This window comes from Mucilaginibacter gossypii (genome assembly GCF_900100945.1).
In the GTDB taxonomy this organism is placed as follows: Bacteria; Bacteroidota; Bacteroidia; order Sphingobacteriales; family Sphingobacteriaceae; genus Mucilaginibacter; species Mucilaginibacter gossypii.
Window position 1 is genome coordinate 74,813 of sequence record NZ_FNCG01000001.1, and the last position, 23,035, is coordinate 97,847.

At 42.0% G+C, this 23,035-nt stretch carries 24 protein-coding genes; 7 read left to right on the top strand and 17 right to left on the bottom strand.

Annotated features, from left to right (window positions below):
- Nucleotides 1-14: 14 nt before the first annotated feature.
- The gene (locus BLS28_RS00300; RefSeq protein WP_091162158.1) at nucleotides 15-527 is read right to left on the bottom strand and encodes a hypothetical protein; all 513 of its coding nucleotides are present in this window, start codon (nucleotides 525-527) and stop codon (nucleotides 15-17) included.
- 285 nt (nucleotides 528-812) lie between these two features.
- Between BLS28_RS00300 and gatB the strand changes: the two genes are divergently transcribed.
- The 3 genes from gatB to BLS28_RS00315 all read left to right on the top strand — a co-directional run bounded on the left by gatB (nucleotide 813) and on the right by BLS28_RS00315 (nucleotide 4,224).
- A complete protein-coding gene (gatB, locus tag BLS28_RS00305) occupies nucleotides 813-2,282 on the top strand; it encodes an Asp-tRNA(Asn)/Glu-tRNA(Gln) amidotransferase subunit GatB (RefSeq protein WP_091162160.1) in 1,470 nt (489 codons plus the stop codon).
- The gene (locus BLS28_RS00310; protein WP_091162161.1) at nucleotides 2,283-3,428 is read left to right on the top strand and encodes a TlpA disulfide reductase family protein; all 1,146 of its coding nucleotides are present in this window, start codon (nucleotides 2,283-2,285) and stop codon (nucleotides 3,426-3,428) included. It abuts the gene before it with no gap.
- Between the two features lie 106 nt (nucleotides 3,429-3,534).
- A complete protein-coding gene (locus BLS28_RS00315; RefSeq protein WP_022831601.1) occupies nucleotides 3,535-4,224 on the top strand; it encodes a response regulator transcription factor in 690 nt (229 codons plus the stop codon).
- Between the two features lie 80 nt (nucleotides 4,225-4,304).
- On the opposite strand, the gene arsB is transcribed toward BLS28_RS00315, so the two are convergent.
- The 12 genes from arsB to BLS28_RS00375 form a co-directional block, all read right to left on the bottom strand.
- Nucleotides 4,305-5,390, bottom strand: coding sequence for an ACR3 family arsenite efflux transporter (gene arsB, locus BLS28_RS00320; protein WP_091162162.1), 1,086 nt, complete (start codon nucleotides 5,388-5,390; stop codon nucleotides 4,305-4,307).
- Between the two features lies 1 nt (nucleotide 5,391).
- The gene (locus BLS28_RS00325) at nucleotides 5,392-5,817 is read right to left on the bottom strand and encodes an arsenate reductase ArsC (RefSeq protein WP_091162902.1); all 426 of its coding nucleotides are present in this window, start codon (nucleotides 5,815-5,817) and stop codon (nucleotides 5,392-5,394) included.
- A gap of 7 nt (nucleotides 5,818-5,824) precedes the next feature.
- Complete coding sequence (locus BLS28_RS00330) at nucleotides 5,825-6,667, bottom strand: arsenite methyltransferase (RefSeq protein WP_091162164.1); 843 nt, start codon at nucleotides 6,665-6,667, stop codon at nucleotides 5,825-5,827.
- A gap of 40 nt (nucleotides 6,668-6,707) precedes the next feature.
- The gene (locus BLS28_RS00335; RefSeq protein WP_091162165.1) at nucleotides 6,708-7,037 is read right to left on the bottom strand and encodes an ArsR/SmtB family transcription factor; all 330 of its coding nucleotides are present in this window, start codon (nucleotides 7,035-7,037) and stop codon (nucleotides 6,708-6,710) included.
- Nucleotides 7,038-7,190: 153 nt separating this feature from the next.
- Nucleotides 7,191-7,676 carry a hypothetical protein gene (locus BLS28_RS00340; RefSeq protein ID WP_091162168.1) on the bottom strand — a complete coding sequence of 162 codons (486 nt, stop codon included), beginning with the start codon at nucleotides 7,674-7,676 and terminating at the stop codon, nucleotides 7,191-7,193.
- Nucleotides 7,677-7,788: 112 nt separating this feature from the next.
- Nucleotides 7,789-8,181, bottom strand: a complete 393-nt coding sequence (locus BLS28_RS00345; protein WP_091162170.1) for a DUF7674 family protein — start codon at nucleotides 8,179-8,181, stop codon at nucleotides 7,789-7,791.
- 87 nt (nucleotides 8,182-8,268) lie between these two features.
- Nucleotides 8,269-9,435 carry an aldose epimerase family protein gene (locus BLS28_RS00350; RefSeq protein ID WP_091162172.1) on the bottom strand — a complete coding sequence of 389 codons (1,167 nt, stop codon included), beginning with the start codon at nucleotides 9,433-9,435 and terminating at the stop codon, nucleotides 8,269-8,271.
- Between the two features lie 43 nt (nucleotides 9,436-9,478).
- Nucleotides 9,479-10,531, bottom strand: coding sequence for a UDP-glucose--hexose-1-phosphate uridylyltransferase (locus BLS28_RS00355; RefSeq protein ID WP_091162174.1), 1,053 nt, complete (start codon nucleotides 10,529-10,531; stop codon nucleotides 9,479-9,481).
- Between the two features lie 262 nt (nucleotides 10,532-10,793).
- A complete protein-coding gene (locus tag BLS28_RS00360; RefSeq protein ID WP_091162176.1) occupies nucleotides 10,794-11,663 on the bottom strand; it encodes an HAD-IIA family hydrolase in 870 nt (289 codons plus the stop codon).
- 50 nt (nucleotides 11,664-11,713) lie between these two features.
- A complete protein-coding gene (locus BLS28_RS00365) occupies nucleotides 11,714-12,751 on the bottom strand; it encodes a hypothetical protein (RefSeq protein WP_091162177.1) in 1,038 nt (345 codons plus the stop codon).
- 182 nt (nucleotides 12,752-12,933) lie between these two features.
- On the bottom strand, nucleotides 12,934-13,320 hold the full coding sequence (locus BLS28_RS00370) for a GxxExxY protein (RefSeq protein ID WP_091162179.1): 387 nt from the start codon (nucleotides 13,318-13,320) through the stop codon (nucleotides 12,934-12,936).
- 95 nt (nucleotides 13,321-13,415) lie between these two features.
- Complete coding sequence (locus BLS28_RS00375; protein ID WP_091162181.1) at nucleotides 13,416-14,774, bottom strand: glutamine synthetase family protein; 1,359 nt, start codon at nucleotides 14,772-14,774, stop codon at nucleotides 13,416-13,418.
- A gap of 116 nt (nucleotides 14,775-14,890) precedes the next feature.
- On the opposite strand from BLS28_RS00375, the gene BLS28_RS00380 reads away from it, so the two are divergent.
- Complete coding sequence (locus tag BLS28_RS00380; protein WP_091162183.1) at nucleotides 14,891-15,334, top strand: gamma-glutamylcyclotransferase family protein; 444 nt, start codon at nucleotides 14,891-14,893, stop codon at nucleotides 15,332-15,334.
- Nucleotides 15,335-15,462: 128 nt separating this feature from the next.
- Here the strand turns inward: BLS28_RS00380 and BLS28_RS00385 are convergent, their stop codons facing one another.
- The 3 genes from BLS28_RS00385 to BLS28_RS00395 form a co-directional block, all read right to left on the bottom strand.
- Nucleotides 15,463-16,473 (bottom strand): glutamine synthetase beta-grasp domain-containing protein, encoded by a 1,011-nt coding sequence (locus tag BLS28_RS00385; RefSeq protein ID WP_091162185.1) that lies wholly within the window; start codon nucleotides 16,471-16,473, stop codon nucleotides 15,463-15,465.
- 337 nt (nucleotides 16,474-16,810) lie between these two features.
- Nucleotides 16,811-18,235: a hypothetical protein gene (locus BLS28_RS00390; protein ID WP_129569701.1), complete on the bottom strand. Its 1,425-nt coding sequence runs from the start codon at nucleotides 18,233-18,235 to the stop codon at nucleotides 16,811-16,813.
- A gap of 110 nt (nucleotides 18,236-18,345) precedes the next feature.
- Nucleotides 18,346-19,071: an RluA family pseudouridine synthase gene (locus BLS28_RS00395; RefSeq protein ID WP_091162188.1), complete on the bottom strand. Its 726-nt coding sequence runs from the start codon at nucleotides 19,069-19,071 to the stop codon at nucleotides 18,346-18,348.
- Between the two features lie 276 nt (nucleotides 19,072-19,347).
- On the opposite strand from BLS28_RS00395, the gene BLS28_RS00400 reads away from it, so the two are divergent.
- On the top strand, nucleotides 19,348-19,791 hold the full coding sequence (locus BLS28_RS00400) for a KTSC domain-containing protein (RefSeq protein ID WP_090526427.1): 444 nt from the start codon (nucleotides 19,348-19,350) through the stop codon (nucleotides 19,789-19,791).
- A gap of 5 nt (nucleotides 19,792-19,796) precedes the next feature.
- On the opposite strand, the gene BLS28_RS00405 is transcribed toward BLS28_RS00400, so the two are convergent.
- Nucleotides 19,797-20,387 carry a nucleotidyltransferase family protein gene (locus tag BLS28_RS00405; protein WP_091162191.1) on the bottom strand — a complete coding sequence of 197 codons (591 nt, stop codon included), beginning with the start codon at nucleotides 20,385-20,387 and terminating at the stop codon, nucleotides 19,797-19,799.
- A 434-nt stretch (nucleotides 20,388-20,821) separates the two neighbouring features.
- Between BLS28_RS00405 and moaA the strand changes: the two genes are divergently transcribed.
- Complete coding sequence (gene moaA, locus BLS28_RS00410; protein WP_091162193.1) at nucleotides 20,822-21,811, top strand: GTP 3',8-cyclase MoaA; 990 nt, start codon at nucleotides 20,822-20,824, stop codon at nucleotides 21,809-21,811.
- A gap of 17 nt (nucleotides 21,812-21,828) precedes the next feature.
- On the top strand, nucleotides 21,829-23,034 hold the full coding sequence (locus BLS28_RS00415) for a molybdopterin molybdotransferase MoeA (protein WP_218134324.1): 1,206 nt from the start codon (nucleotides 21,829-21,831) through the stop codon (nucleotides 23,032-23,034).
- Nucleotide 23,035 lies beyond the last annotated feature (1 nt).

Consider the following 23,035-nt stretch of genomic DNA (forward strand, 5'->3'; position numbering starts at 1 on the left):
AGCCTGTTAGACAATTAATGGTGGTGACCATTTTTTTGTCCACGGTGTTCAACTACGCGGGTACGTTTTACTACGGTTTTATGTGGCTTTTGGTAATGGTTTACTACCCTGGTACGATTAACCACATGTGTGCGGTTTACTACCCTGGTGCGGTAGTTGTCTCGTACTATAACATTCTTTGTACCGCGGTAGCGGGCATAGGTATCACGGTCGTGCGTAAAATAGGTATACGCTCTTGGGCGGTTTACGGCCACTTTGTAGCCTGTTGCAATGTTGTAGCTGGCATAGCGTGGCGGCAATGATCGTCTCCAAACCCAGTTTCCGCCATCCAAATAAACATATTGATGAGTAGGGACATAATAGTAGCTTTCTACATCGGGTAAGTAGTAATAATTAATACCGGCATATTCGGCGGGCGGGTTCCATAAGCCAACGTTTAAATTTACACTTACCTGTGCATTTGTCCTGGTAACCGAAGCTGCAAGTAAAAAGCATCCTGCAAGCATTCCTAAAATTAATTTTTTCATGGTGTCTGTCTAAATATGAACACTTATTCAATTTCTGTGCCTGACAAATAAATAGACGGCGGCGGATACAAAAAGTTTAATCATGCTGATGACAGGCATGTTTGATTTGAATATTTTCATCAACTGATCTCCAATCATGGGGTATAATCTCTATAACCCCTACCTTACAACTATATAATTGCACTTTTACCGTTGTTTTAAAAGCAAAATGGTGTTGTTACTGTATTAATCTTTATATATTTGACTTTTATACATCAGTAAAATCATAGCTGAATTTTTATTTTTATGACAGTTCTCGCAGACGGGGTAGCTGAAAAGTACGAGTTGGTGATAGGCCTCGAAGTACACGCACAGTTATCTACATCAAGTAAGATATTCTCGGCAGATTCGGCTGCCTTTGGTGCCGAACCTAACCGCCATGTTAGCGCGGTATCGCTGGGGCATCCAGGCACTTTGCCCTTTATTAATAAAAAAGCGGTTGAATATGCCGTTAAAATGGGCCTGGCCTGTAATTGCACTATCAACCTGAATAACAGCTTCGCCCGTAAAAATTATTTTTATGCCGATCTGCCTAAAGGCTACCAGATTAGCCAGGACCAGGCGCCTGTTTGCCTTAACGGTTATGTGCCCGTGAAACTGGCCGATGGCACTGAAAAGAACATAGCCCTGCACCACATTCACATGGAAGAGGATGCCGGGAAAAGTATGCATGATCAGCACCACGCCGATTCACTGATCGACCTGAACCGCGCCGGTGTACCGCTGGTGGAAATCGTATCTGAACCAGATATGCGCAGCGCCGAAGAGGCCGGCCAGTTCCTGACCGAAATGCGTAAAATTCTCCGCTATCTTGATATTTGCGATGGTAACATGGAAGAGGGCAGCATGCGCTGCGACGCTAATATTTCGGTGCGGCTTAAAGGTGCAACTGCTTATGGTAACCGTTGCGAGGTAAAAAACCTTAACTCCATCCGTAACGTGCAGCGTGCTATTGAGCATGAGTTTGCTCGCCAGGTAAACATTATTGAAGCCGGCGGCCACATCGATCAAAATACGCTGAACTTTAATGCCGATACAGGTGAAACTTCAGTGCTCCGTTCAAAAGAAATGGCCAACGATTACCGCTATTTTCCCGAGCCGGACCTTCCGCCCTTGAAGCTTACCAATGAGTATGTGGAAAACGTCCGCAAAAGCTTGCCAGCTCTACCCGGTCAGTTGTATCATAAGTATACAGAGCAATTAGGCTTAACCGATTATGACGCGTCGGTCATCACTGCTGATAGGGACACCGCCTTTTATTTTGAATCGCTGATAAAATATACCGATCATTATAAAGCTGCTGCTAACTGGCTGATGGGTGCTGTACGCTCATACCTGAATGATCATAACCAAACCATTGGTAACTTTGCTGTTACGCCGCAAAACCTTGCCGCCCTCATCAAACTAATTGACACCGGGGTGATAAATAATTCTGTAGCTTCGCACAAATTGTTTCCTGCCATGATCAAAGAACCCGGCAAAAAACCGGATGATCTGGCTAAGGAACTTAACCTGCTGATCAGTGCCGATGGTGATGATGTAACTCGTTTTATAAAGGATGCCATCGCCAAATATCCTGATAAGGTTAAGGAATACCAAAAGGGGAAAAAGGGTGTTTTAGGCCTGTTTATGGGCGAGATTATGAAAAGCTCAAAAGGTAAGATCGACCCGCAGAAAACTAACCAGCTATTGATAAAGGAATTAGAAGCAAAGTAAATGAAAGTTAAAAATCTGGCTGCCGGCGCGTTGTTATTGCTTAGCGCGGGCATGTACTCTTGTAAAAACGAATCGCAATTTAGTGTTTCGGGAACTATCAAAAATCCGGGTAACCTTAAAGCTGTTTATTTGATTGAGGCCGATAGCTCGGGCTTAAAGGTTGTTGATTCTACTTCGTTAGGCGAGGGCGGTAAGTTTGAGTTTAAACATGTGGCGCTTTACCCAAACCTGTTTAAACTTCGGGTAGGCAATACCGGTCCGCAGGGTGGCGAAATGCAGGGCGAAAACCTGTACGATTTTATTGCTAAAAATGGCGATGATATTGAGTTTGAAACAGACAATAACAATAAAAACCACGAGTATACTATCAAGGGTTCCGATGATTCGGACAAGATAAAGGAGTTTAACCGCATCAGTAATCTTTACGGCGATAAAAATACTAAGCTTTTTGCCGAATACCAGGAAAAATCTCGCGGTGAGCGGAACGATTCGCTACTGAAAATATACATGCCTATATTTTTAAAGAATATGAATGAAGGCGGCGAGGCGGTTTTAAAATTTGTGAACGATAATAAAAAATCGCTTGCCGGCTTTTATGCAGCTACCACGCTCGATCCTACCAAATACGAAGCCCAGCTTATCAAATTTGCTGATGAAATCAGGGGCGATTTTAAGGATAACCCTACGGTACAAAAGTTTATTGCGCAGATGGATAAGGCTAAGCCGATCTCTCTTGGTCATAAAGCGCCTGAGTTTACCATTAACGGTATTGATGGCAAGCAAATTAATTTGTCTGATTACAAAGGCAAATATGTAATGATTGATTTTTGGGCTTCATGGTGCCAGCCTTGCCGTCAGGAAAATCCTAATGTGGTTAAACAGTACAATGCCTTTAAAGGTAAAGGCTTTAACATCTTAGGTGTTTCCCTTGATAAGGACAAAGCACCGTGGCAAAAGGCTATCAGCGATGATAAGCTTGCCTGGGCCCATGGCTCGGATTTAAACGGCTTTGAAGGCGCTACAGAAAGGCTTTACCGTATTGAAGCTATCCCTTCAAATTTCATCATCGATCCGCAGGGAAATATTGTTGCCAAAAATATTACAGGCGCCGATCTTGAAGCTTTTTTAAATAAAACATTTAAATAGCCTCAACTTAGGGTTAATATAAGGTAACGTTTAACAATTTGTTAATATTGGCTTAACCATTAGCTGTTGTAAAGCGTATACTTTTATACAAAAAAATTAACGCAACATGAGCAGCACCGCAAAACAGAAAATACTTATTGTTGATGATGAACCGGATATTTTAGAACTGATTGAGTATAACCTCAAAAAGGAAGGTTACCAGGTATTTTTAGCACGTAACGGCCAGGAAGCTGTTGCTGAGGCGAAGAAAGCCTTGCCTGATCTGATTGTACTTGACATCATGATGCCTAAAATGGATGGGATAGAAGCGTGCCGCATTATGCGCACCATGCCCGAGTTTAAAAATACCTTTATGGTGTTTTTAACAGCCCGCAGCGAAGAGTATTCGGAAATTGCCGGTTTTAACGTAGGTGCCGATGATTACATTGCAAAACCTATCAAGCCACGTGCGCTGGTTAGCCGCATAAACGCCATACTTCGTCGTAATGCCCCTGCCGAAGACGTAATTGATAATAAACTGGAAATAGGCGACCTGGTTATCGACCGTGAAGCTTACCTGGTTTATAAAAACGGTGTTAAAGTAGTATTGGCCAAAAAAGAATTTGAGCTATTGTACCTGCTGGCTTCAAAACCCGGCAAAGTTTATACCCGTGAGGTGATCCTTAAAAACATCTGGGAAGATTCGGTAGTGGTTACCAACCGTACCATCGACGTACACATCCGTAAACTACGCGAAAAACTGGGCGACGATTGCGTTGCTACCGTGAAGGGTGTGGGTTATAAGTTTGAAGCTTAAGCCCCCCGGCCCCGAAGGGATTTATTAAAAAAGCGATTGGATTGTCCCCAATCGCTTTTTTTTGTGGGATGGCATTGTAATTAGTCCCCTTTGGCTATAACTTCATTACGATAGTATTTTCTGCGAAGCCAAAATGCCACGTTAACCAGCGCTATCAGTGCCGGAACCTCAACCAGCGGGCCGATTACCCCTGCAAATGCTTGCCCCGAATTAATACCAAATACACCAATAGATACGGCGATAGCCAGCTCAAAATTATTGCCGGTAGCTGTAAACGCAATGGAGGTACTTTTTGAGTAATCGGCACCAAAGTATTTGCCGATGTAGAAACTAAGCAGGAACATAATTGCAAAGTAAAATACCAGCGGTATAGCAATGTGAACCACATCCATAGGGATTTGCACTATAAGCCTACCCTTGAGGCTAAACATAAGTATAATGGTAAACAACAGCGCAATAAGCGTTATGGGCGAAATAAAAGGAACAAATTTTTGCTGAAACCAACCCTCGCCCTTTAGTTTGATCAATGTATAACGACTAATAATACCAGCGGCAAAAGGAATACCGAGATAGATACCCACGCTTTTGGCAATCTGGAGCATGGTAATATGTACCTGGAGACTTTTAAAGCCAAGCACCGGCGGCAGTACGGTTATAAAAATGTAAGCATATACGCTATATAAAAGTACCTGGAAAATACTGTTCAGGGCTATCAAACCGGCGGCATATTCGCGGCTGCCATCGGCAAGTTCATTCCATACTACAACCATGGCAATACAACGGGCAAGCCCAATTAGTATCAGCCCTGTCATATATTCGGGGTAACCGCGCAGGAAAACGACAGCTAAAATGAACATTAGGATAGGGCCTATTATCCAGTTTAAAACAAGTGAGGCACTTAATATTTTGATATCTTTAAATACCCTGCCCATTTGTTCATATTTTACTTTGGCAAGCGGCGGGTACATCATTAATATGAGGCCGATCGCCAACGGAATATTAGTAGTCCCGCTCGAAAACGAATTGATAAAATCGGACGATGAGGGTATAAAGTATCCTGTTACAACGCCTATAGCCATAGCCAGGAAAATCCAGATGGTGAGATAACGATCAATAAAACCGAGCCGTTTTCGTTCAACAGCCGGAGTGCAATTATTGGCAGACATATTATTGCGCTTCGGTTAAATGCTGTTCTACAAATTGTTGGGTGTACGCTTTGATCTGTTCACGTACTTTTCTGAATTCGCCCATCACTTCATCTTCGGTGCCGCGGGCTTTGGCCGGATCCGGGAAGTTGTAATGAAAACGTTTCACATTCCCCGGAAAGTAAGGGCAGGCTTCGTTAGCATTATCGCAAACAGTTATTAAATAATCAAAAGCAATGTTGGCGTATTCATCCACATGGTTTGAGGTATGGTTGGAAATATCAATATCATCCTCGGCCATGGTTTTAATGGCTTTGGGGTTTACGCCATGTGTTTCAATGCCCGCACTGTATATGTTTGCTTTACTGCCCGCAAAATGCTTTAAATATCCCTCGGCTATCTGACTACGGCAACTATTGCCTGTGCATAGTACTAATATATTTTTCATAATTGTTTTATTGGCAGCAGCCTGGTTCGCAGCATACTTTTGTTTCGGGTTTTTCGGCATACACGGTAACGCTTACAATAGCGCCGTTGCCGTTTTTAAATTCGTTAATTTCATCTGCCGATAGGTAATTGCTTAAAATATCGTCAGGAATAATAATGGGTTTTTCTTTTTGCACAATGATATTGACAAAACCATTTTTGCTGATGAGATCAAGGTATTCCTCTTTTTGAATGGCCCCTGATACGCAGCCTGCATACATTTCGGCGGCTGTCCTGATCTTTTCGGGCAGGCTGCCTGTCAATACAATATCCGAAATGCTAAAATGGCCCCCGGGTTTCAATACGCGGTAAATATCTTTAATGACAGCGTTTTTATCAGGCACCAGGTTTAATACACAGTTGCTTACAATCACATCGGCCGCGTTGGCAGTTACCGGCATATGCTCGATATCGCCCAAACGAAACTCCACATTATTAAAGCCAAGTTTGTCGGCGTTTTCGCGGGCCTTGCTAATCATAGCGTCTGTAAAATCAATCCCTATTACTTTGCCGGTCTCGCCGGTTTCGGAACGGGCGATAAAGCAATCATTGCCTGCACCACTGCCGAGGTCAATTACCGTATCTCCCTTTTTAATTTGGGCGAATTGCGTGGGCAAACCGCAGCCTAAACCGAGATCGGCATCGGCATTGTAACCCTGCAGTTTGGTATAATCTTCGCTCATGATATTGTAAACCTCGGTTGAACATCCGCCAGCCCCGCAGCATGATGATTGATTGGTATCCTTATCCTGTAAGGCAATTTCGCTGTATTTCAGCTTTACCAATTCTTTTAATTCCTCGTTTGTTTTCACTTGTGTATTGCAATATTACGATTAATGTGACCAAAAAATTTTAACAGCAATTATTGAAGTCTTTGTACGATGAGAATAGTTTATTTAACTCATCATTCAGGTTTTTCCAGGCTTCGGGCTCAATGCAATAGCAAACACTTACACCTTCAATAGTACCCTGTATGAGGCCTGCATTCTTTAATTCTTTAAGATGCTGGGACACTGTAGGTTGTGCCAACCCTAATTCAGATGACAGATCGCCGCAGATGCAAGCCTTAGCTTCAATAATAAGCTGCAGGATGGCAATCCGGGCCGGATGAGCGATAGCTTTAAGCTGCACAGCCAGTTTGTTCTGCTCGTCGGTAAATATTTCTGTTTTAGTGATGCCCATAATTATATTGCAATATTACGATTAATTAAATTGCTGTCAATAGCTTTTGCAATTTAATTTTAGGCTGAATGTTGGCTGATGAAGTAAATTCGGAAGGAGGAGAGGAAGACCTGCGAAGTTTCTAAAACTTCGCAGGTCTGAAAATTGGCAACCTTACTTAGCTGTAGCTGCCGCTTTCTTTTTAACGCTGGTAGCTGTTTTGGCAGTTTTCGATGCTATGGCCTTTTTAGCTTCCGTGGCTTCAGTTTTGGCTTTTGTGGTAATAGCTTTTGCTTTAGTTGCTGCCTTTGCTTTTACATCAGCCACAGCTTTTTTAGCGGTTGCCGCTTCATCTTTTGCTTTGGCGGTAATGGCTTTAGCCTTGGTTTCGGCTTTCGCTTTTACTTCAGAAACTGCGTTTTTTGCTTTGGTGGTTACCACATTTGCTTTTTTAGCTGCTGCGGTTTTAGTTGGCGCAGCTTTTTTGGTAGCCGTGGCTTTTTTAGCGGCTACTTTTTCCTTGATATCCTCTATTTTTTCTTCGGCTGCTTCTTTTACGTCTTCGGCTGTATCTTTTGTGCCTTCCCAAAGGCTTTCAATTGTTTCTTTAACCTTCTCGAAAAATCCCTTTTCTTCAGGTTGGGTTGATTGATCACTCATGATGTTTTTATAGATAGGTAAACAGATTGTTATTAATTAACCTGTTAACCTCAAAAAGTTTAGGTTTGTTTTAAATCTGCTTAACAAACATTAAACATCGAAGCCATTAAGATCAGCCCGTAAACCTGGCATTACTCAACCCATATAAGCCGTCTATTATTTTTAAAGTAGCCTCGCCAACTCTTTGCTTCAAGAGTGATCGTATCTCGATATAGATATCTTGTTTAACCCATAAATGTATGGCCTGAAGTGTTTCGGTCTTATTACCCAGATGTTCATAAAGCGATACGCAGGCGGCATTCCACAGGTTTTCAGATTTTTGCCTGAAACACCATTCGGCAAAATCATAGTTCTTTTTGAGTTGTGCGACGTTATTACTTTTATGAGACGCTACAGTAACCGGTAATAACTCCATGAAAACGCCATAAATTGAAGTTTGTGGATCCTCAAAGTCCTTCTTTAAGGAAGGGAGGCTTTCAATTGCCCGTTTTCGCCAGGCGCTCATTTTGTATATCTATGGTTATATCAGGAACTAATATAAAGCAAAAAGTCCTGCCGTTGGGCAGGACTTTTGTATAAAAAAAGTGTTCAGTTATTTTACTACCGAAAACTTATAAAGCGATTGCGTTTTATAGGTATCGCCGGGTTTCAATTCCGTAGAAGGGAATTGCGGCTGATTTGGTGAATCAGGAAAATGCTGGGTTTCCATCGCGAACGAAGTCCGGTACTCATCTTTAATACCGCGTTTCATTGCGTTTTTAGCCTGCATAAAGTTACCGCTGTAAAACTGTAAGCCAGGTTCTTCGGTAAATACTTCCATTTTGATACCGCTTTTATCACCTACAACAGTCGCAATTGGAGTGCTCAGGTCATGTTTGTTCAGTACAAAGTTGTGGTCGTAACCTTTGCCATCTTTTAACTGCACATTGTCTTCGTTAATACGTTTGCCAATGGTTTCGGGCTTAGTGAAATCGAACGGAGTGCCGGCAACTTTTTCAAGTTTCCCGGTAGGGATCAAGCCTGCATCAACCGGTAAATAATTATCAGCATCTATCTGCACCAAATGATTGAGGATTGTACCGCTGCCTTCGCCATTGAGGTTAAAGAACGCGTGGTTGGTAAGGTTAACAACCGTTTTTTTATCGGTAGTAGCTTCGTACTGGCATTTAAATGAATTATCGTCGGTAAGGCTGTAAATTACTTTAACATTGAGGTTACCGGGGAAGCCTTCTTCCATATCTTTTGAAAGATAGGTAAGCTCTACGGTAGATGAATCGATCATTTTACCATCCCACACCACTTCCTGGAAACCGTGTTTGCCACCGTGCAACATATTGGGCGTATTGTTAATTGACGATTGATAATCTTTACCATCTATTTTAAAATGGCCTTTGGCAATACGGTTGCCGTAACGGCCAATGGTAGCGCCATAATAACGTTCGGTTGATTTTTCAAAACCTTCCACATCATCAAAACCTAAAACAACATCGGTTAACTTGCCATTTTTATCGGGTACTAACAAGCTTACCACACGGCCGCCATAATTGGTGATGGTGGCAATAATGCCGTTTTTGTTTTTAAGGGTAAATAAATGGGTTTGTTTACCATCGATTGTTTTTTCAAATGCTGATGCAGTGGTTTGGGTGCTATCCGCCATAGTAGTGTTTTTCGGTGAGGTTGAATTTTGATTACAGGCAGCCAAATATAGGCTACAAGCAGGTAAAATTGTTAAATAAATACCTTTAATTAATTTTCTCATAAATAGGTTGGTTATAGTTTGGTTTAAAAATAGCGTTTTTTCATTATTCCCTCGTTTTATAATGGACCTCACTTAAACCACGCAATTTTTCAGCAGCAAACTCTGCTGTGATATCGCGTTGCGGATTGGCAAGCATCTCATAACCTACCATGAACTTTTTAACCGTGGCCGAACGTAACAGCGGCGGATAAAAATGCATATGCCAGTGCCAGTAGGGATGATCGCCCGAGTTAACCGGAGACTGGTGCATACCAGCCGAATAAGGAAACGATGTTTCAAACATGTTATCATACCTGATGGTGAGCCTCCTGATAGCGTCGGCAAGGGCATGTTTTTCCTGCTCGGTAAAGTATAAAATGCTTGTTACATGCCTTTTGCTTACAATCATAGTTTCGTACGGCCAAACTGCCCAAAATGGTACAAGCACAACAAAATGTTCATTTTCAAAAACTATGCGGTCCTGCTTTTTAAGTTCTAATGCAAGGTAATCGGCTAAAAGGCTTGTTCCTTTTTGCTCAAAATGCAACTTTTGCTGCTGGGTTTCTTTAGCTACTTCAACCGGCAGGCTGTTTTGCGCCCAGATTTGCCCATGCGGATGCGGATTGCTGCAACCCATGATATCGCCCTTGTTTTCAAAGATCTGGATGTGCTTGATCCATGGATAAGAAGCCAGGTCTTCAAATTCCGACTGCCATACGTCAACCACTTTGCTAATCTCTTTGGTGGTCATCTGGGGCAGGGTGAGGTCATGCCTCGGCGAGAAACTGATTACCCGGCAAATGCCTTTCTGGCTGTTAGCTACCAGTAGTTCATCTTCATTTAAACCGCCATCGGGCGTATTCAGTAACAACGATGAATAGTCATTGGTGAAAACAAAGCTCCCTTTATAATCAGGGTTTTCGCTGCCATCGGCCCTTTTGTTTGTAGGGCACAGGTAACAGGCCGGATCATACTGCGGGCGGTCGTCGGCTTGTGTAGCCTCAACTTTGCCTTGCCACGGGCGTTTTGTACGATGCGGCGATACCAGGATCCAGTCGCCTGTTAAAATGTTTAACCTGCTGTGAGGGTGCTCTTTAAGATCAAAATTTGTATCCATTAGTTTAAAATCAGGTATTAATTGGCTTATACATGTAAGGTAGACAGTTATACCTTAGCGATTTCAAAGTTGGTAAAAATAAATGTAAATCATACATTTAAAATAAATTTTTCTAAATAAATAGTTACAGTAGAAAGATTGATAGGATTTGTAGAAAAGGGGGGGATTGAATGTCATACGAGTAGGAACGACGAAGCAACAACATTCTATACAGGTGGCTATGCTTCCTGGCGGTTGCCGCGCAATGACGTGCTTTGGAAGTTTAGAATCCCAATCCACCGGCCTCCACCACTGCCGAATCGCAAATATAAGTTGGCACAATGCCGGTGGCGGTGATGCGGTTTTCGGCGTCTTTGGCCTGGGTATTACCGGATAGCACCAGTACTGTATCCAAACCAAATTTATTACCGCCCAGAATATCTGTTTGCAGGGTATCGCCTACCATCACAATATCTCTTTTACTGATCGGCCTGCGCTCGCGCAGCAGATCGTAGGCAAACATGAACATCTGCGAATCCGGCTTACCAAAACGAATAAACTCTTTACCTACAATTTTTTCTATCATACTGGCTAAGCCGCCTATGGCTATCGATACGTCATGTTTGGTTAGGGGATAGGCATGATCGGTATTGGCTACAATGGCTGGAATGGTGCGCTTACGCATGAGGTTAACTGATTTGTTCAGGTCACGTCCCCAGTCAAAACCTTCGTCATCTAAAAACACCAGCGCGTTAACCCTGTCAATATTGCTTTCGTTTACTTCGCTGATAGGCAATGTATGCAGCCCCGAGCTATCAATGTAATGGGCAGAATCGGGCGTACCTAAATAAGCTACGATACCGTCGTTCACCTTCAGGTCAAGATATTCTTTGGTAAGCATGCCCGATGATATGATCCTGTCGGGTGTTATGGCGGTCAATCCTTTAGTGGTATAGGATTCCGCTAATTGCACCGGGCTTCGTGAAGCATCGTTGGTTACAATGTAATACTCCTTACCTTGTTCTGCCAGGTAAGAAAAGGTGCGCTCAATACTCGGAAGCAAACCGCCATAGTTTTTCAGAACCCCAAAAGCATCAAAAAAAACAACTTCGTATTTATCAATTATGGATTTAAAGTTGTCTATCCTGGTCATGCTTATCTGTTTTAGGGCTTTTTATAAAATCAGCCCGAAAGATAGCTAACCTATTTTAATTTTAAGGCCTCAATGATCTTTTCGGCATCAAAATCCCTGTCTACCGATGGTAAATAGATGTCAAAAGCTTCAGCCTGTAGTTTTTTGGCATATTGTTCGCTAAAAAAGTGCTTGCCATCTTTAATTACGTAATTCAGGATAAAAAAACGATAAGCTTCTTTTAAAAAGCGGATCTCATCGGCAGTAAGCGGGTTAACTTTATGGTATTCTTTTAAAAAAATGATGAATCGGTCTTCCATCATGGTGTTGATCACGTAGCTGAAAACGGTACGGTCGCCGATATCAGAAACTACGCGACTAAAAAAATAAAAATCGAGCAAACGGTAACTCATCCTGAACCAATCATAATCCCAGCGCGAGTAAAGCTCAAGATCAGGTGTTACCGAAAAGTTGCCGATATTCCAGTCGATAAATACAGGAATGATCTCGAACGAGCTCATATTGTATTTGGAGCGGTTTTTCAAAAAGGTTTCGCAGTGGTATTTTAAAAAGTCGGCCTGCATACCGGAGCCAAATTGTTTTGGGTTGGTCTCGATTTGTTGCTGCAACGCCCAGATATCGGTGCGTAAAGTCTTTGACGATTTAGGCAACACATTTTTAACCCTGGAGCATGCTTTATGGAATTTGCCAACCTGCTGACCAAGTTTTTTAATATGGTTTTCTTCTAACCGGCGTGGCAGGCGCTGTAAAATACGTGTAGGGTTATAGAAAACCACCCAGGCATCGGTTTTGCCGTGTTTATGATGATAGATGTAAACGCGGTTGTTTTTTTGTAAAGAACGGGCCAGGAAATTCTCAAACGGGTAAAGCAGGTTAATTGCCAGCGTTTGAATAATGCGGTGGTCCTCCTTAAAATGTTCGAACTTGCCAAAGTATGAGAGTTTGGCTATGATAATATCATCGTCATCAAACGTAATACGGTACACGTGATTGGTTGAAACCATAGCGCTGATATCTTCAATATCGCGGATGGTTTTTGACGCGTCATACCCTTCCCAGGCCTTGCGGATAATAAAAGAATAGTCCATTTGTATGTATCTGCCGGCAAAGTTACGCCATTGGCAGCATTCGGTTTATAATTAACGGTGTAAATATATTATTAATTTCTGAACCGGGATTTGGAAGGTTTTTTGGGATGGGCAGGATTTTACCTGGTGCTTTTCTCTGAACCAGGATTAAATGGATTTTTAAGATTTATTGGATTTTATCTTCAGGGTTTATATTTTTTGTTTAGGAGTCTTTTTACAGTTAATGATTTGCTGCCAAAATTTAATAGCAAACCAACCTCTACATTATAGGCTTCCAGATAGTTTGTGGCCTGTGCCAAATGAACATCTTCAAGTTGGGTAATTGCCTTAAGCTCCACCATGATCATTCCGGATACAAAGAAATCAACTCTGCGGGTTCCGATATGAAGATCCCTATAATGGATTGGCATCTCCTTCTCCCGTTCAAACACAAGGCCATTTAAGGCCATCTCAATTTCTAAAGCTTTCTGGTAAATAACCTCCTGAAATCCGTTGCCCAAAGTGCTATGTACCTGCATAGCACATCCAATTATTTTACCTGTTATGTCGGTGTGTTTAAGTTGATCCATTTTGAAAACAAAATAAAAGAGCCATCAGCATAACAATCTTTGCCCTCATGCATATCAAAATCCTGTAAATCCGAAAAATCCCCCCAAATCCCGGTTCAGATAATCTCAAAATACCTTTTCAACTCCCAGTCGGTTACGCTTTTGGCAAACTGGCGGTATTCCCACAGCCGGGTTTGGGTAAAGTGATCAACAAAACCTTCGCCGAAGAGCTCTTTGGCAATATCGGAGTTTTGCATGGCTGTTGCGGCTGCATGCAGGTTTGGCCATAGTACACCATTAGTTTTGTCCTGGTAACCATTGCCTGTTGTTGGCTTAATATTTAGTTCAAGCTTGTTTTTAATACCGTACAGACCCGAAGCCAGTGCTGCAGCCATGGCCAGGTATGGGTTAGTATCCGAGCCCGGGATGCGGGTTTCCAGGCGGGTATAGTTTTCGGTGGTATTGATAACACGTAGCGCGGTAGTGCGGTTTTCAACACCCCATGTTATGGTGGTGGGCGCCCAGGCGCCTTCAACAAGGCGTTTATAACTGTTTATGGTCGGCGCGTACATCGGCAACAGGTAAGGCATGCAATATAGCTGGCCTGCAAGGTAATGCTTATGCAGGTCGCTCATTTTGTTCACATCGTTAGCATCGTAAAACAGGTTCTTTGATTGGTCTTTAGTCCACAGGCTTTGATGGATGTGGCCACTGCAGCCAGGCAGCGTTTCGGTCCATTTGGCCATGAATGATGCCATGATACCGTGTTTATAGGCTATCTCTTTAACTGCGGTTTTAAACAGCGTTGCTTTATCTGCGGCAGCTAAAACTTCATCATGAAGTATAGCAGCTTCATATACTCCCGGGCCAGTTTCGGTATGCAGCCCTTCTATTGGAATATTAAATTTAGTAAGCAGGTTAAATAGGTCGTAATAAAAATCGCTGTTTTCAGATGTGCGTAGTATAGAATAGCCGAACATGCCCGGTGTAAGTGGTTCAATATTGGTGAATTTTTTATCGACAAGGGTTTGCGGCGTCTCTTTAAAATTGAACCATTCAAACTCCTGAGCAAACTCGGCATGATAACCCATTGCTTCACACTCGGCCTTGATATGTTTGAGAAGGCTACGAGGGCAAGCCGGCAGATCGTTGCCGTCGGATTTGCTGAAATCGGCTAAAAAAAAGGGGATATCATCCTGCCAGGGTACATTACGCAGGGTCGACAGGTCAATACGGCAAAGTTTATCCGGGTAACCGCTTTGCCAGCCGGTTAACTGTACGTTATCATAACAAACATCGCTGCTATCCCAGCCAAATACCACATCGCAAAAGCCATAGCCACTTTGCAATCCATCAATAAATTTTTTAGGGTGGATCACCTTACCGCGTAAAATGCCATCAATATCGGCAAAGGCGAATTTTATTTTCTGGATATTATTCTGTTCTATATATGCTTTGATCTCTTCTGTGTTCATGGTATAAAAGTATGGCCGGTTAAGGTGCAGCAAGATAGCTATTATGGCTTAAACTATAAAAAAATAGCCTGTGCGTGTATAATACGCGATAGCGTTTACCTTTGTTTGAGTTATTTATGGAAACAACAAGTCAATTTTTATTTGTGTATGGCACATTGCTGCAGCCTGGTAATGAGTTTGCAGCGTATCTAAATAAACACTGTAAATTTATAGGTGACGGAAGAATAAGAGGGCGACTTTATGATATTGGCCAGTATCCCGGCGCTGTGATCGGTAATACTGAAGAACGCTACATTTACGGTAGTATTTTTATGATGGATGACCCTGAAACAATATTGAAAGTAGTTGATGATTATGAGGGAATAGGAGAATTGTACAATCATCACGAATATATCAGGGAGAAGGTTGATATTTTTACTGATAATGGAGACATAAATTGCTGGATGTATCTTTATAATTTACCTGTAGCCGCTTATAATGAGGTTACCACGGGTGACTATATCCAATATTTAAAAGATACTTCTGCCCAAAATAATGCTGCTAAACAGCCATTTAAATAAAAGTTGAACATAAATATATAAAGCTAATGCTTGGATTGAAAACTATATGTAGTTGGCAAACAGATTGTAAAAAAAAATCCCCCGGTTTATAAACCGGGGGATAAAATAATAACTATTTATTAGGGGGATTAAATCTTAGCTGATTTTACAGTTTTGATGATCACAGCAGCAACTTTGTATGGATCGGCAGCTGAGTTAGGACGACGATCTTCCAGGTAACCGCTCCAGTTGTGATCAACAGCATACAGAGGGATACGGATAGAAGCACCACGGTCAGATACACCATAGCTAAAGTCATGGATAGAAGCTGTTTCGTGTTTACCGGTTAAACGCTGATCGTTATCAGCACCGTAAACAGCGATACACTCAGCAACTGCAGGGCGGAAAGACTCGCAGATAGCTGTGAAAATTTCTTTGCTGTTTGCAGTACGTAAAGTAGTATTTGAGAAGTTAGCGTGCATACCAGAACCGTTCCAGTCTAATTGACCAAGCGGTTTGCAATGCCAGTTAACAGCAACTCCGTATTTTTCGCCAATTCTTTCCAATAAGTAACGTGCAACCCAGATCTGGTCACCAGCTTCTTTAGCACCTTTAGCAAAGATCTGGAATTCCCATTGGCCGGCAGCAACCTCAGCGTTGATACCTTCAACGTTTAAGCCTGCTTCTAAACATACGTCTAAGTGTTCTTCAACAATTTCGCGGCCGAAAGCATTGTTTGCACCTACTGAACAGTAGTAAGGGCCTTGCGGACCAGGGTAGCCACCTGCAGGGAAACCAAGTGGTTTGTTTGTTGCGGGATCCCACAGGAAGTATTCCTGCTCAAAACCGAACCAGAAATCATTATCATCATCAGCGATGGTAGCACGGCCGTTTGATTCATGTGGTTTGCCATCAGCACTTAATACTTCGCACATTACTAAGTAAGCGCTTTTTCTTTGCGGATCTGGAACAACAAAAACTGGCTTTAAGATACAATCAGATGAACCACCTGGTGCCTGCTCAGTTGAAGAACCGTCAAAGCTCCAGTTATCTAAATCTTCTACTTTTCCGCTAAATTCTTTAACGATTTTTGTTTTGCTACGCAGGCTTTGTGTTGGTTTATAGCCGTCAAGCCAAATGTACTCGAGTTTCGTTGCCATTTTTTAATTAATTTGTAAAGTTGGGGTTCTAATTATAGTTTTTGTATTAATCTCAATAATTATTAAGGCGAATTTAAATTATTTTTACAAAATTCATTACAAATGTTAAGAAATTTTGTATTTTTTTTCAATAACACGTTAATTATAGCTGTAAACCTGTAAAAAAGGGTCTGTAAAACTGTGTTTTTAACAATTTCATATTTTCGGGAATGAATAAGGGGTGTTTTTTATCAATAATGCAAATGTGCGTGTACGGGGTAGCCTTGCAGGTATTAATACAAGCAGATATACTTGCCTCTTCCGGTAAGGCTGAGATAAAAATTATTGATACAGGAACTTAGTCGCTTAATTTTTCTGAGATGTTCTTAATAGCGTCGTCGAGCCTGGTGGCCGAATCGTAAAGATGCTTTTCAACCTGTAAAAACTCCTCTTTTTTGTCCTTGCTTTCGCTCATCAGCTCAACGAGGCCTAATATATTGGTAAGATGTTTACGTACCTCATGCGAGTTGATAAAAGCCAGCTCGTTTTTTTTGGTATCATATAATAATTTTTCATAGTGCCGTTTTTGCCTGGCGCTGCGGTATAACAGGGCAATAACAGCAAACATGAAAACTGTGGTAATGCTGATGAGGATCAAAATAAGGCGTTCGCGCCTGTATTTTTCGGCAGTATCGGTAAACGAGGTTTCAATCTTATCAATTTTTATTTGCGCCGATACATTGCCCACCTGTGTGGTATTATTCAGGCTTTCTTCTGATTGTTTCAATGCAAGGTCAAAATTCTCGACAGCCAGTTTGTAATCGCCCCTGTCCCGGGCTATTTTTCCAAGCAATTGATAAAGATGATGCTTTATTTCAGGGTGATTATCAGAATATGGAAGCGCGAGCAGCTGGTTAGCTATAGAGCTTGCCGAATCCGGTTGTCCGTTCAGGTAAAAAGCATCGGCCAGGTTTTGTTTCTCAACATCGTTAGGTACATATTTTTTGTCCCTTTGAAGGTTTTTGATTTGTGTTATGGCTTTGTTATAATCATGTTTTAACAGCGATATATAATAGGCAGTACGATATTGATAGCTGAATAGTTTATAACTTTTGTTGTTTGGCCCCATTAAATCATCATGACATCGCTGCAGCGAATCAAGGTTTTTCGTCCTGAAAAAGTTTTCGGCCTTGTTATAGCTTATTATCGTGTAAAATCTGTCGTCCTTTATCTTATTTTCTTCCTTAATATGAAATGCCTGGTTAAGGTAATATAATGACTGACTATACAGGTTGAGTTTGTAATACAGATCGGATATATTGATATTCAAGAATACCTGCAATAGCGGATCGTTAAGTTTTAAAGCTTGTTTTTGAGCCAGACCGTAACTGTATATGGCGCCTATGGGGTTGCCTTTATCTGTTTGAATAAAAGCAAGATGGCTAATAAACGAATAAAGCAAAAAATCGGCTTTGTTTTTTGATGCCTGGTTAATGGCTTTAACCATAGCCGTTTCAGCTTCGGGGAGTTTTAAAAAGCGTTTCTGAATAATGCTTTCAATAAAGTATTTTAAAGCTTCCTTGTCGCCCACATCGTATTTATCAAGCTCTTTATAAACTTCATTTTTACCCTGCGGGATCGTATTTACGGGCCCCTGCTGAAAGCGAAGCTTAATATAATTAACCAGTTTTTTATCCTGAAGATCCCTGTTCTGGATCTTTAAAAAATGAACAAGACTGTCTTCTGGAAGATATACATATGGATCAGCTTTTGAATAGCTCACGCCAGATATTATCAGCAAAATACAGAAGAGGGATTTTTTTAAGCTACGCGCCATGGAGCATAAAAATACGTTGGCGTATGATAATTTCAAATACTTTATACCATTTAATTTTAACTGTCAAACTTATCAAGCAGCTTCAAAAGCGTTTCAAAGTCTTTAGGATATGGAGCATGGATAGTAACTTCGGTTTCGGGATTGATACGAAATGTTATTTCATAAGCATGCAGGGCAAAGCGCTTCATGATAGGCAGCTCTTCCTGATCTTTACCTAAATGATATTTGCGCTTTATTTTGGAGAGAAAAACAGGCTCGCCCTTATACATCTCATCGCCGGCTATGGAGGCCCTTTGTGTAGCCAGGTGGATCCTGATCTGGTGCATACGGCCTGTAACCGGGCGACATTCAACCAAAGTATAATGTTTATAATATTTTAACGACTGAAACCAGGTTTCGGCACGCTTGCCTTCCTGCCTGCTAATGGTTACACTGCCCTTGCCAACATTTAATATAGGCAAATCAACAAGCAGGTTATCGAAAGTATGCGTACCGTCAATAACCGCATGATATACTTTTTTAACTTTACGCTTTTCAAACTGAATGGAAATCGATCGGTAAGCCTCGGGATTTTTTGCAAAAATAAGCGCGCCGGATGTTTCTTTATCAAGGCGATGACAGATCTGCGCATCGTCCCAATAAGTCTTAGCCAGTCTTAACATGCTGATCTCACTGCTGCCTTCGCCCCGTTCATCAAGTGAACTTATAAAAGGCGGTTTGTTTACAACAATAACGTCGTCGTTCTCAAACAGTATCAGATCGGCAAATTTGGGAAACTTCATAGCCCGCAAAAATACGGTTTATAATTTAAACAGCTGCCACCGTATTTTATTCATTTGTGCTGCTAAATTGAAGCTGCAAACAGGGTAGCGAATTAAGTTGAATGTTAATAAAAGTTTTAGCTAATATTTACTCCATATCATCATTGTTTAATAAATAAAACTTCCTGTTTTTCCTCATTAAAAAAGTGTACCTTCGCGCCGTTATTTTCATGGTGGTGCTGAGCGCTTTTTTGCCTGTAATCCCTTCATCGACAATAAAAAAGAATTAAATAAACAATGAAAAAAATTGGCGACTACAGGAAACTCCTGAACGTGACCGAAAATGCGGAGTTAAGTGAGTTACGTTCGGTTTATAAAAGCATGATGAAAACCTGGCATCCCGACAGGTTTCAGGACGACAACAGGGCAGAGGCAGAAGAGAAGAGTAAAACAATTATTGAAGCTTATCATTTTTTGGTAAGTATTGCCCCTGAAACCCGTGCTCAAACTTTGCCCGATTATACAGCTACCACAACGTTATCAAACATTGCCGATTTTGAGTATAAGCAACAGGTACTGAAAGTTACTTTTCTTGATGGTAATGTATATGAATATTTTGGAGTGCCCAAAGCGGTCTATATCAAACTGATCAATGCTGATTCGCCCGGCCGGTTTGCCCGCAGGCATATTTTTAACGAGTTTGTATATCGCAGCGTAAATAAACTGGTTGCTTCGGCTTAATGATCTTATCCTACCTGGTTAAGCCTTTCTAAATCATCGGCGGTGTCAATGTCAATAGCGCCCAGCGGAAAAGGGAGTATAAAAACGTCATCGGTATGTGCTTCGATGATTTTTTTTGCACCTTCTACCCCCTGCAGGCCAAGTAGTTCAGGGAAATATTTTATATCGAACAAAGCGGGCGCGCCCAAAACATCACGATAGCCGCAGGCAATAATACCGCAGTCATTAACCTCCTTTTTTTCCATTAATTGTGATATCAGGAATGAATCAACAAATGGCTGATCGCAAAGCATCAGGATAATTGAAGTTATGCCGGGTTCAAGCCTCAAAATTTCGGCTACACCAACTTTTATTGACGAACCCATTCCCTCTTCCCAACGCGGATTGTGAATAACGCCTACAGCTTGTTCATCTATATTGGGACGGATTAATTGTTCATTGGCTCCTAACACCACAATAACTTTTTCGCAATTCAGGCAGGTAAGCGCGGTTTGAATCGCCCGCTGTAAAAGGGTTTTACCCTGGTAGATTTGGTTTTGCTTGGGGGAGCCAAAACGATTTGATGCGCCTGCTGCCAGAATAATAATCCCTGTCATTTTTTATAACTGTTACGTTAGATGTTGATATGACTATTGTTGTAATGCCTGGTTAATGATCATGCATTACCATTTTGTAGCTTCCGGTCCTGCGTTTTATGTTTGTTTAGGCTCAGGGGGCTTCCTTTTTATAAATTCTTTGGGGCGGATGCTTGCCTTAATACGGTAATAATTTAATGAAAGTTTTAATTAGATCTGTTCATTTATAACAAATTGATTTTTTGTGCTTTATGTGTGTATTGCGAAAGGAGTATAACCCGGTTACGCTTTGGTAATTTTATTTAAGACCGGATATATCACTGAGGAAGGAAATAAAAATACATTTCGTAAACATCTCCAAGCGGGGTAATGCTTATTTTTACAATTGCCATGCATAAACTTAAAGGTGTAATGGCTGTTAATTAATTAAATTTACAGGATAAAAAGGCTACATTTTGTTAAAAGATAATCATGGACGGAAGATCAGCTATATGCGCCTCGCGGTGACAGACAGGTGCAACCTGCGCTGTTTTTACTGTATGCCTGAGGATGGGTTGAACTGGCTTTCACGTGCCGAGCTCATGACCTATGAGGAAATGCTGCGCAGTTGCAGTTTGCTTGTAAAAATGGGTATCGAAAAAATCCGTATTACCGGGGGCGAGCCCTTTGTACGCAAAGATATTATGCATTTGCTCACAGCTATATCCAGGCTGGATGGTTTGAAAGAGCTGGGCCTTACAACTAACGGCGTACTTACAGCTCCTTATGTGCCCGAATTAAAAAAGATAGGTGTACGGTCAATAAACCTGAGCCTGGATACGCTGGATGCCAACCGCTTTTTTACTATTACCCGCCGCGACGAATTTGCCAGTGTGATGACAGCCTTAGATGCCATGCTGAGCCATGATATGGAAGTAAAGATCAATGCTGTGGTGATGGATGGCAAGAACATTCAGGACATTATCCCGCTGGTTGAATTGGCCAAAGAGCTGCCTGTAAGTGTCAGGTTTATAGAAGAAATGCCTTTTAACGGCGATGGCCATGTATACGACGGGTTGCACTGGGATTACCTTCGCATTTTAGATGAAATAAAAAGCAAATATCCGCAAATAAAGAAACTGGATGACCCGGCTTATTCCACTTCATACAATTATCAGGTCCCGGGGCATAAAGGTACAATTGGTATTATAGCCGCTTATTCGCGTACATTTTGCGGCAGCTGTAACCGTATCCGCATAACGCCTCAGGGTGGGTTAAAAACCTGTTTGTATGATGATGGCGTGCTCAATTTAAAAGATCTGATGCGCGCGGGAGCTTCTGATGAAGTATTGGAGGATGCCTTGTTAACCGCTTTTGGCCACCGTCCGGCAGATGGCTGGGAAGCCGAGCGGGCACGGGTAGCCAAAACAGGCATCCACGAGTCAATGGCCACTATTGGCGGATAGTTTTAAACTACATATATATGACAACGGTTGAAGAAGCTGAAAAACTGGTGCTTGCACAAATCAGGGATTATGGTACTCAAAGCTTCCCGTTTGAACAGGCTTTGGGCTGTGCCCTGGCCGAAGACCTGAAGGCCGACCGCGACCTGCCCCCTTTTAACCGCGTAACCATGGATGGTATAGCTGTAAAATATGAAGCTATTGAAAGTGGGATCAATATTTTCCGGATCAAAGCTACCCAGGCAGCCGGTGACGAGCCGGTTCAAATCGACAGCGCCGAGGAATGCATCGAGATCATGACCGGTGCTGTGTTGCCCGCTTCGGTTGATACAGTGATCCGTTACGAGGATGTGGAGATCATCGCCGGGTCGGCGAGCGTACACACCCGCGACATAAAAAAGGGGCAGAACCTGCATTTGCAGGGCCTTGATAAAAAACAAAATGATGTTATATCATCGGCAGGACAGGTGGTAAGCCCCGCGATCGTTAGTGTGGCGGCATCAGTAGGTAAAACCCACCTGCTTGTTAAAAAAATGCCGCGGGTGGCAATAGTTTCGTCAGGAGATGAATTAGTTGATGTGCATGAAACGCCGCTGCCGTACCAGATCCGCAAATCAAACAGCTATATGGTAAAGGCCGTTTTAAAACAACATGGTACCGATGCTGATATTTTGCATATCCCCGATGAGCCCGCGGTTACTAAAGAAAAGATCCAATACTGTTTACAAAACTATGATGTACTGCTGCTAAGCGGCGGTGTTTCGATGGGGAAGTTTGATTATATCCCCCGGGCGCTTGAAGAATTAAAGGTTGAAAAGTTGTTTCATAAAGTAGCCCAGCGGCCCGGTAAACCCTTTTGGTTTGGCAGGCATAATAACGGTGCATTGGTGTTTGCTTTTCCGGGTAACCCGGTAGCCACATTTATGTGCCTGCACCGTTACTTTTTAACATGGCTTAATACAGCGCTGGGCTTGCCCGCAAAAGCCGCCACATATGCGGTATTAGGGAAAGATTTTACATTTCAGCCGGCTTTACAATACTATCTGCAGGTAAAACTGCAAAGTAACGGGCTGGGCCAATTGATAGCTACGCCTGTTGAAGGAAATGGTTCTGGCGATTTTGCTAACTTAGCAGATACCGAAGCTTTTTTAGAACTTCCGCCTGAAAAGAATAATTTTAAAGCAGGAGAGGTGTTTAAAGTTTGGAGGTTTAACCATGATTTGTAGG

Excerpts from the sequence above, each read along its gene's own strand:
- BLS28_RS00405 (WP_091162191.1), bottom strand. The coding sequence starts at position 20,387 with ATGACAGGGATTATTATTCTGGCAGCAGGCGCATCAAATCGTTTTGGC.
- BLS28_RS00355 (WP_091162174.1), bottom strand. The coding sequence starts at position 10,531 with ATGGATACAAATTTTGATCTTAAAGAGCACCCTCACAGCAGGTTAAAC.
- BLS28_RS00400 (WP_090526427.1), top strand. The coding sequence starts at position 19,348 with ATGAAAAAAATTGGCGACTACAGGAAACTCCTGAACGTGACCGAAAAT.
- BLS28_RS00375 (WP_091162181.1), bottom strand. The coding sequence starts at position 14,774 with ATGAACACAGAAGAGATCAAAGCATATATAGAACAGAATAATATCCAG.
- BLS28_RS00315 (WP_022831601.1), top strand. The coding sequence starts at position 3,535 with ATGAGCAGCACCGCAAAACAGAAAATACTTATTGTTGATGATGAACCG.
- BLS28_RS00380 (WP_091162183.1), top strand. The coding sequence starts at position 14,891 with ATGGAAACAACAAGTCAATTTTTATTTGTGTATGGCACATTGCTGCAG.
- BLS28_RS00340 (WP_091162168.1), bottom strand. The coding sequence starts at position 7,676 with ATGAGTGATCAATCAACCCAACCTGAAGAAAAGGGATTTTTCGAGAAG.
- BLS28_RS00300 (WP_091162158.1), bottom strand. The coding sequence starts at position 527 with ATGAAAAAATTAATTTTAGGAATGCTTGCAGGATGCTTTTTACTTGCA.
- BLS28_RS00370 (WP_091162179.1), bottom strand. The coding sequence starts at position 13,320 with ATGGATCAACTTAAACACACCGACATAACAGGTAAAATAATTGGATGT.
- BLS28_RS00395 (WP_091162188.1), bottom strand. The coding sequence starts at position 19,071 with ATGAAGTTTCCCAAATTTGCCGATCTGATACTGTTTGAGAACGACGAC.
- BLS28_RS00365 (WP_091162177.1), bottom strand. The coding sequence starts at position 12,751 with ATGGACTATTCTTTTATTATCCGCAAGGCCTGGGAAGGGTATGACGCG.
- BLS28_RS00335 (WP_091162165.1), bottom strand. The coding sequence starts at position 7,037 with ATGGGCATCACTAAAACAGAAATATTTACCGACGAGCAGAACAAACTG.
- gatB (WP_091162160.1), top strand. The coding sequence starts at position 813 with ATGACAGTTCTCGCAGACGGGGTAGCTGAAAAGTACGAGTTGGTGATA.
- BLS28_RS00325 (WP_091162902.1), bottom strand. The coding sequence starts at position 5,817 with ATGAAAAATATATTAGTACTATGCACAGGCAATAGTTGCCGTAGTCAG.
- BLS28_RS00345 (WP_091162170.1), bottom strand. The coding sequence starts at position 8,181 with ATGAGCGCCTGGCGAAAACGGGCAATTGAAAGCCTCCCTTCCTTAAAG.
- BLS28_RS00385 (WP_091162185.1), bottom strand. The coding sequence starts at position 16,473 with ATGGCAACGAAACTCGAGTACATTTGGCTTGACGGCTATAAACCAACA.
- BLS28_RS00415 (WP_218134324.1), top strand. The coding sequence starts at position 21,829 with ATGACAACGGTTGAAGAAGCTGAAAAACTGGTGCTTGCACAAATCAGG.
- arsB (WP_091162162.1), bottom strand. The coding sequence starts at position 5,390 with ATGTCTGCCAATAATTGCACTCCGGCTGTTGAACGAAAACGGCTCGGT.
- BLS28_RS00360 (WP_091162176.1), bottom strand. The coding sequence starts at position 11,663 with ATGACCAGGATAGACAACTTTAAATCCATAATTGATAAATACGAAGTT.
- BLS28_RS00310 (WP_091162161.1), top strand. The coding sequence starts at position 2,283 with ATGAAAGTTAAAAATCTGGCTGCCGGCGCGTTGTTATTGCTTAGCGCG.
- BLS28_RS00350 (WP_091162172.1), bottom strand. The coding sequence starts at position 9,435 with ATGAGAAAATTAATTAAAGGTATTTATTTAACAATTTTACCTGCTTGT.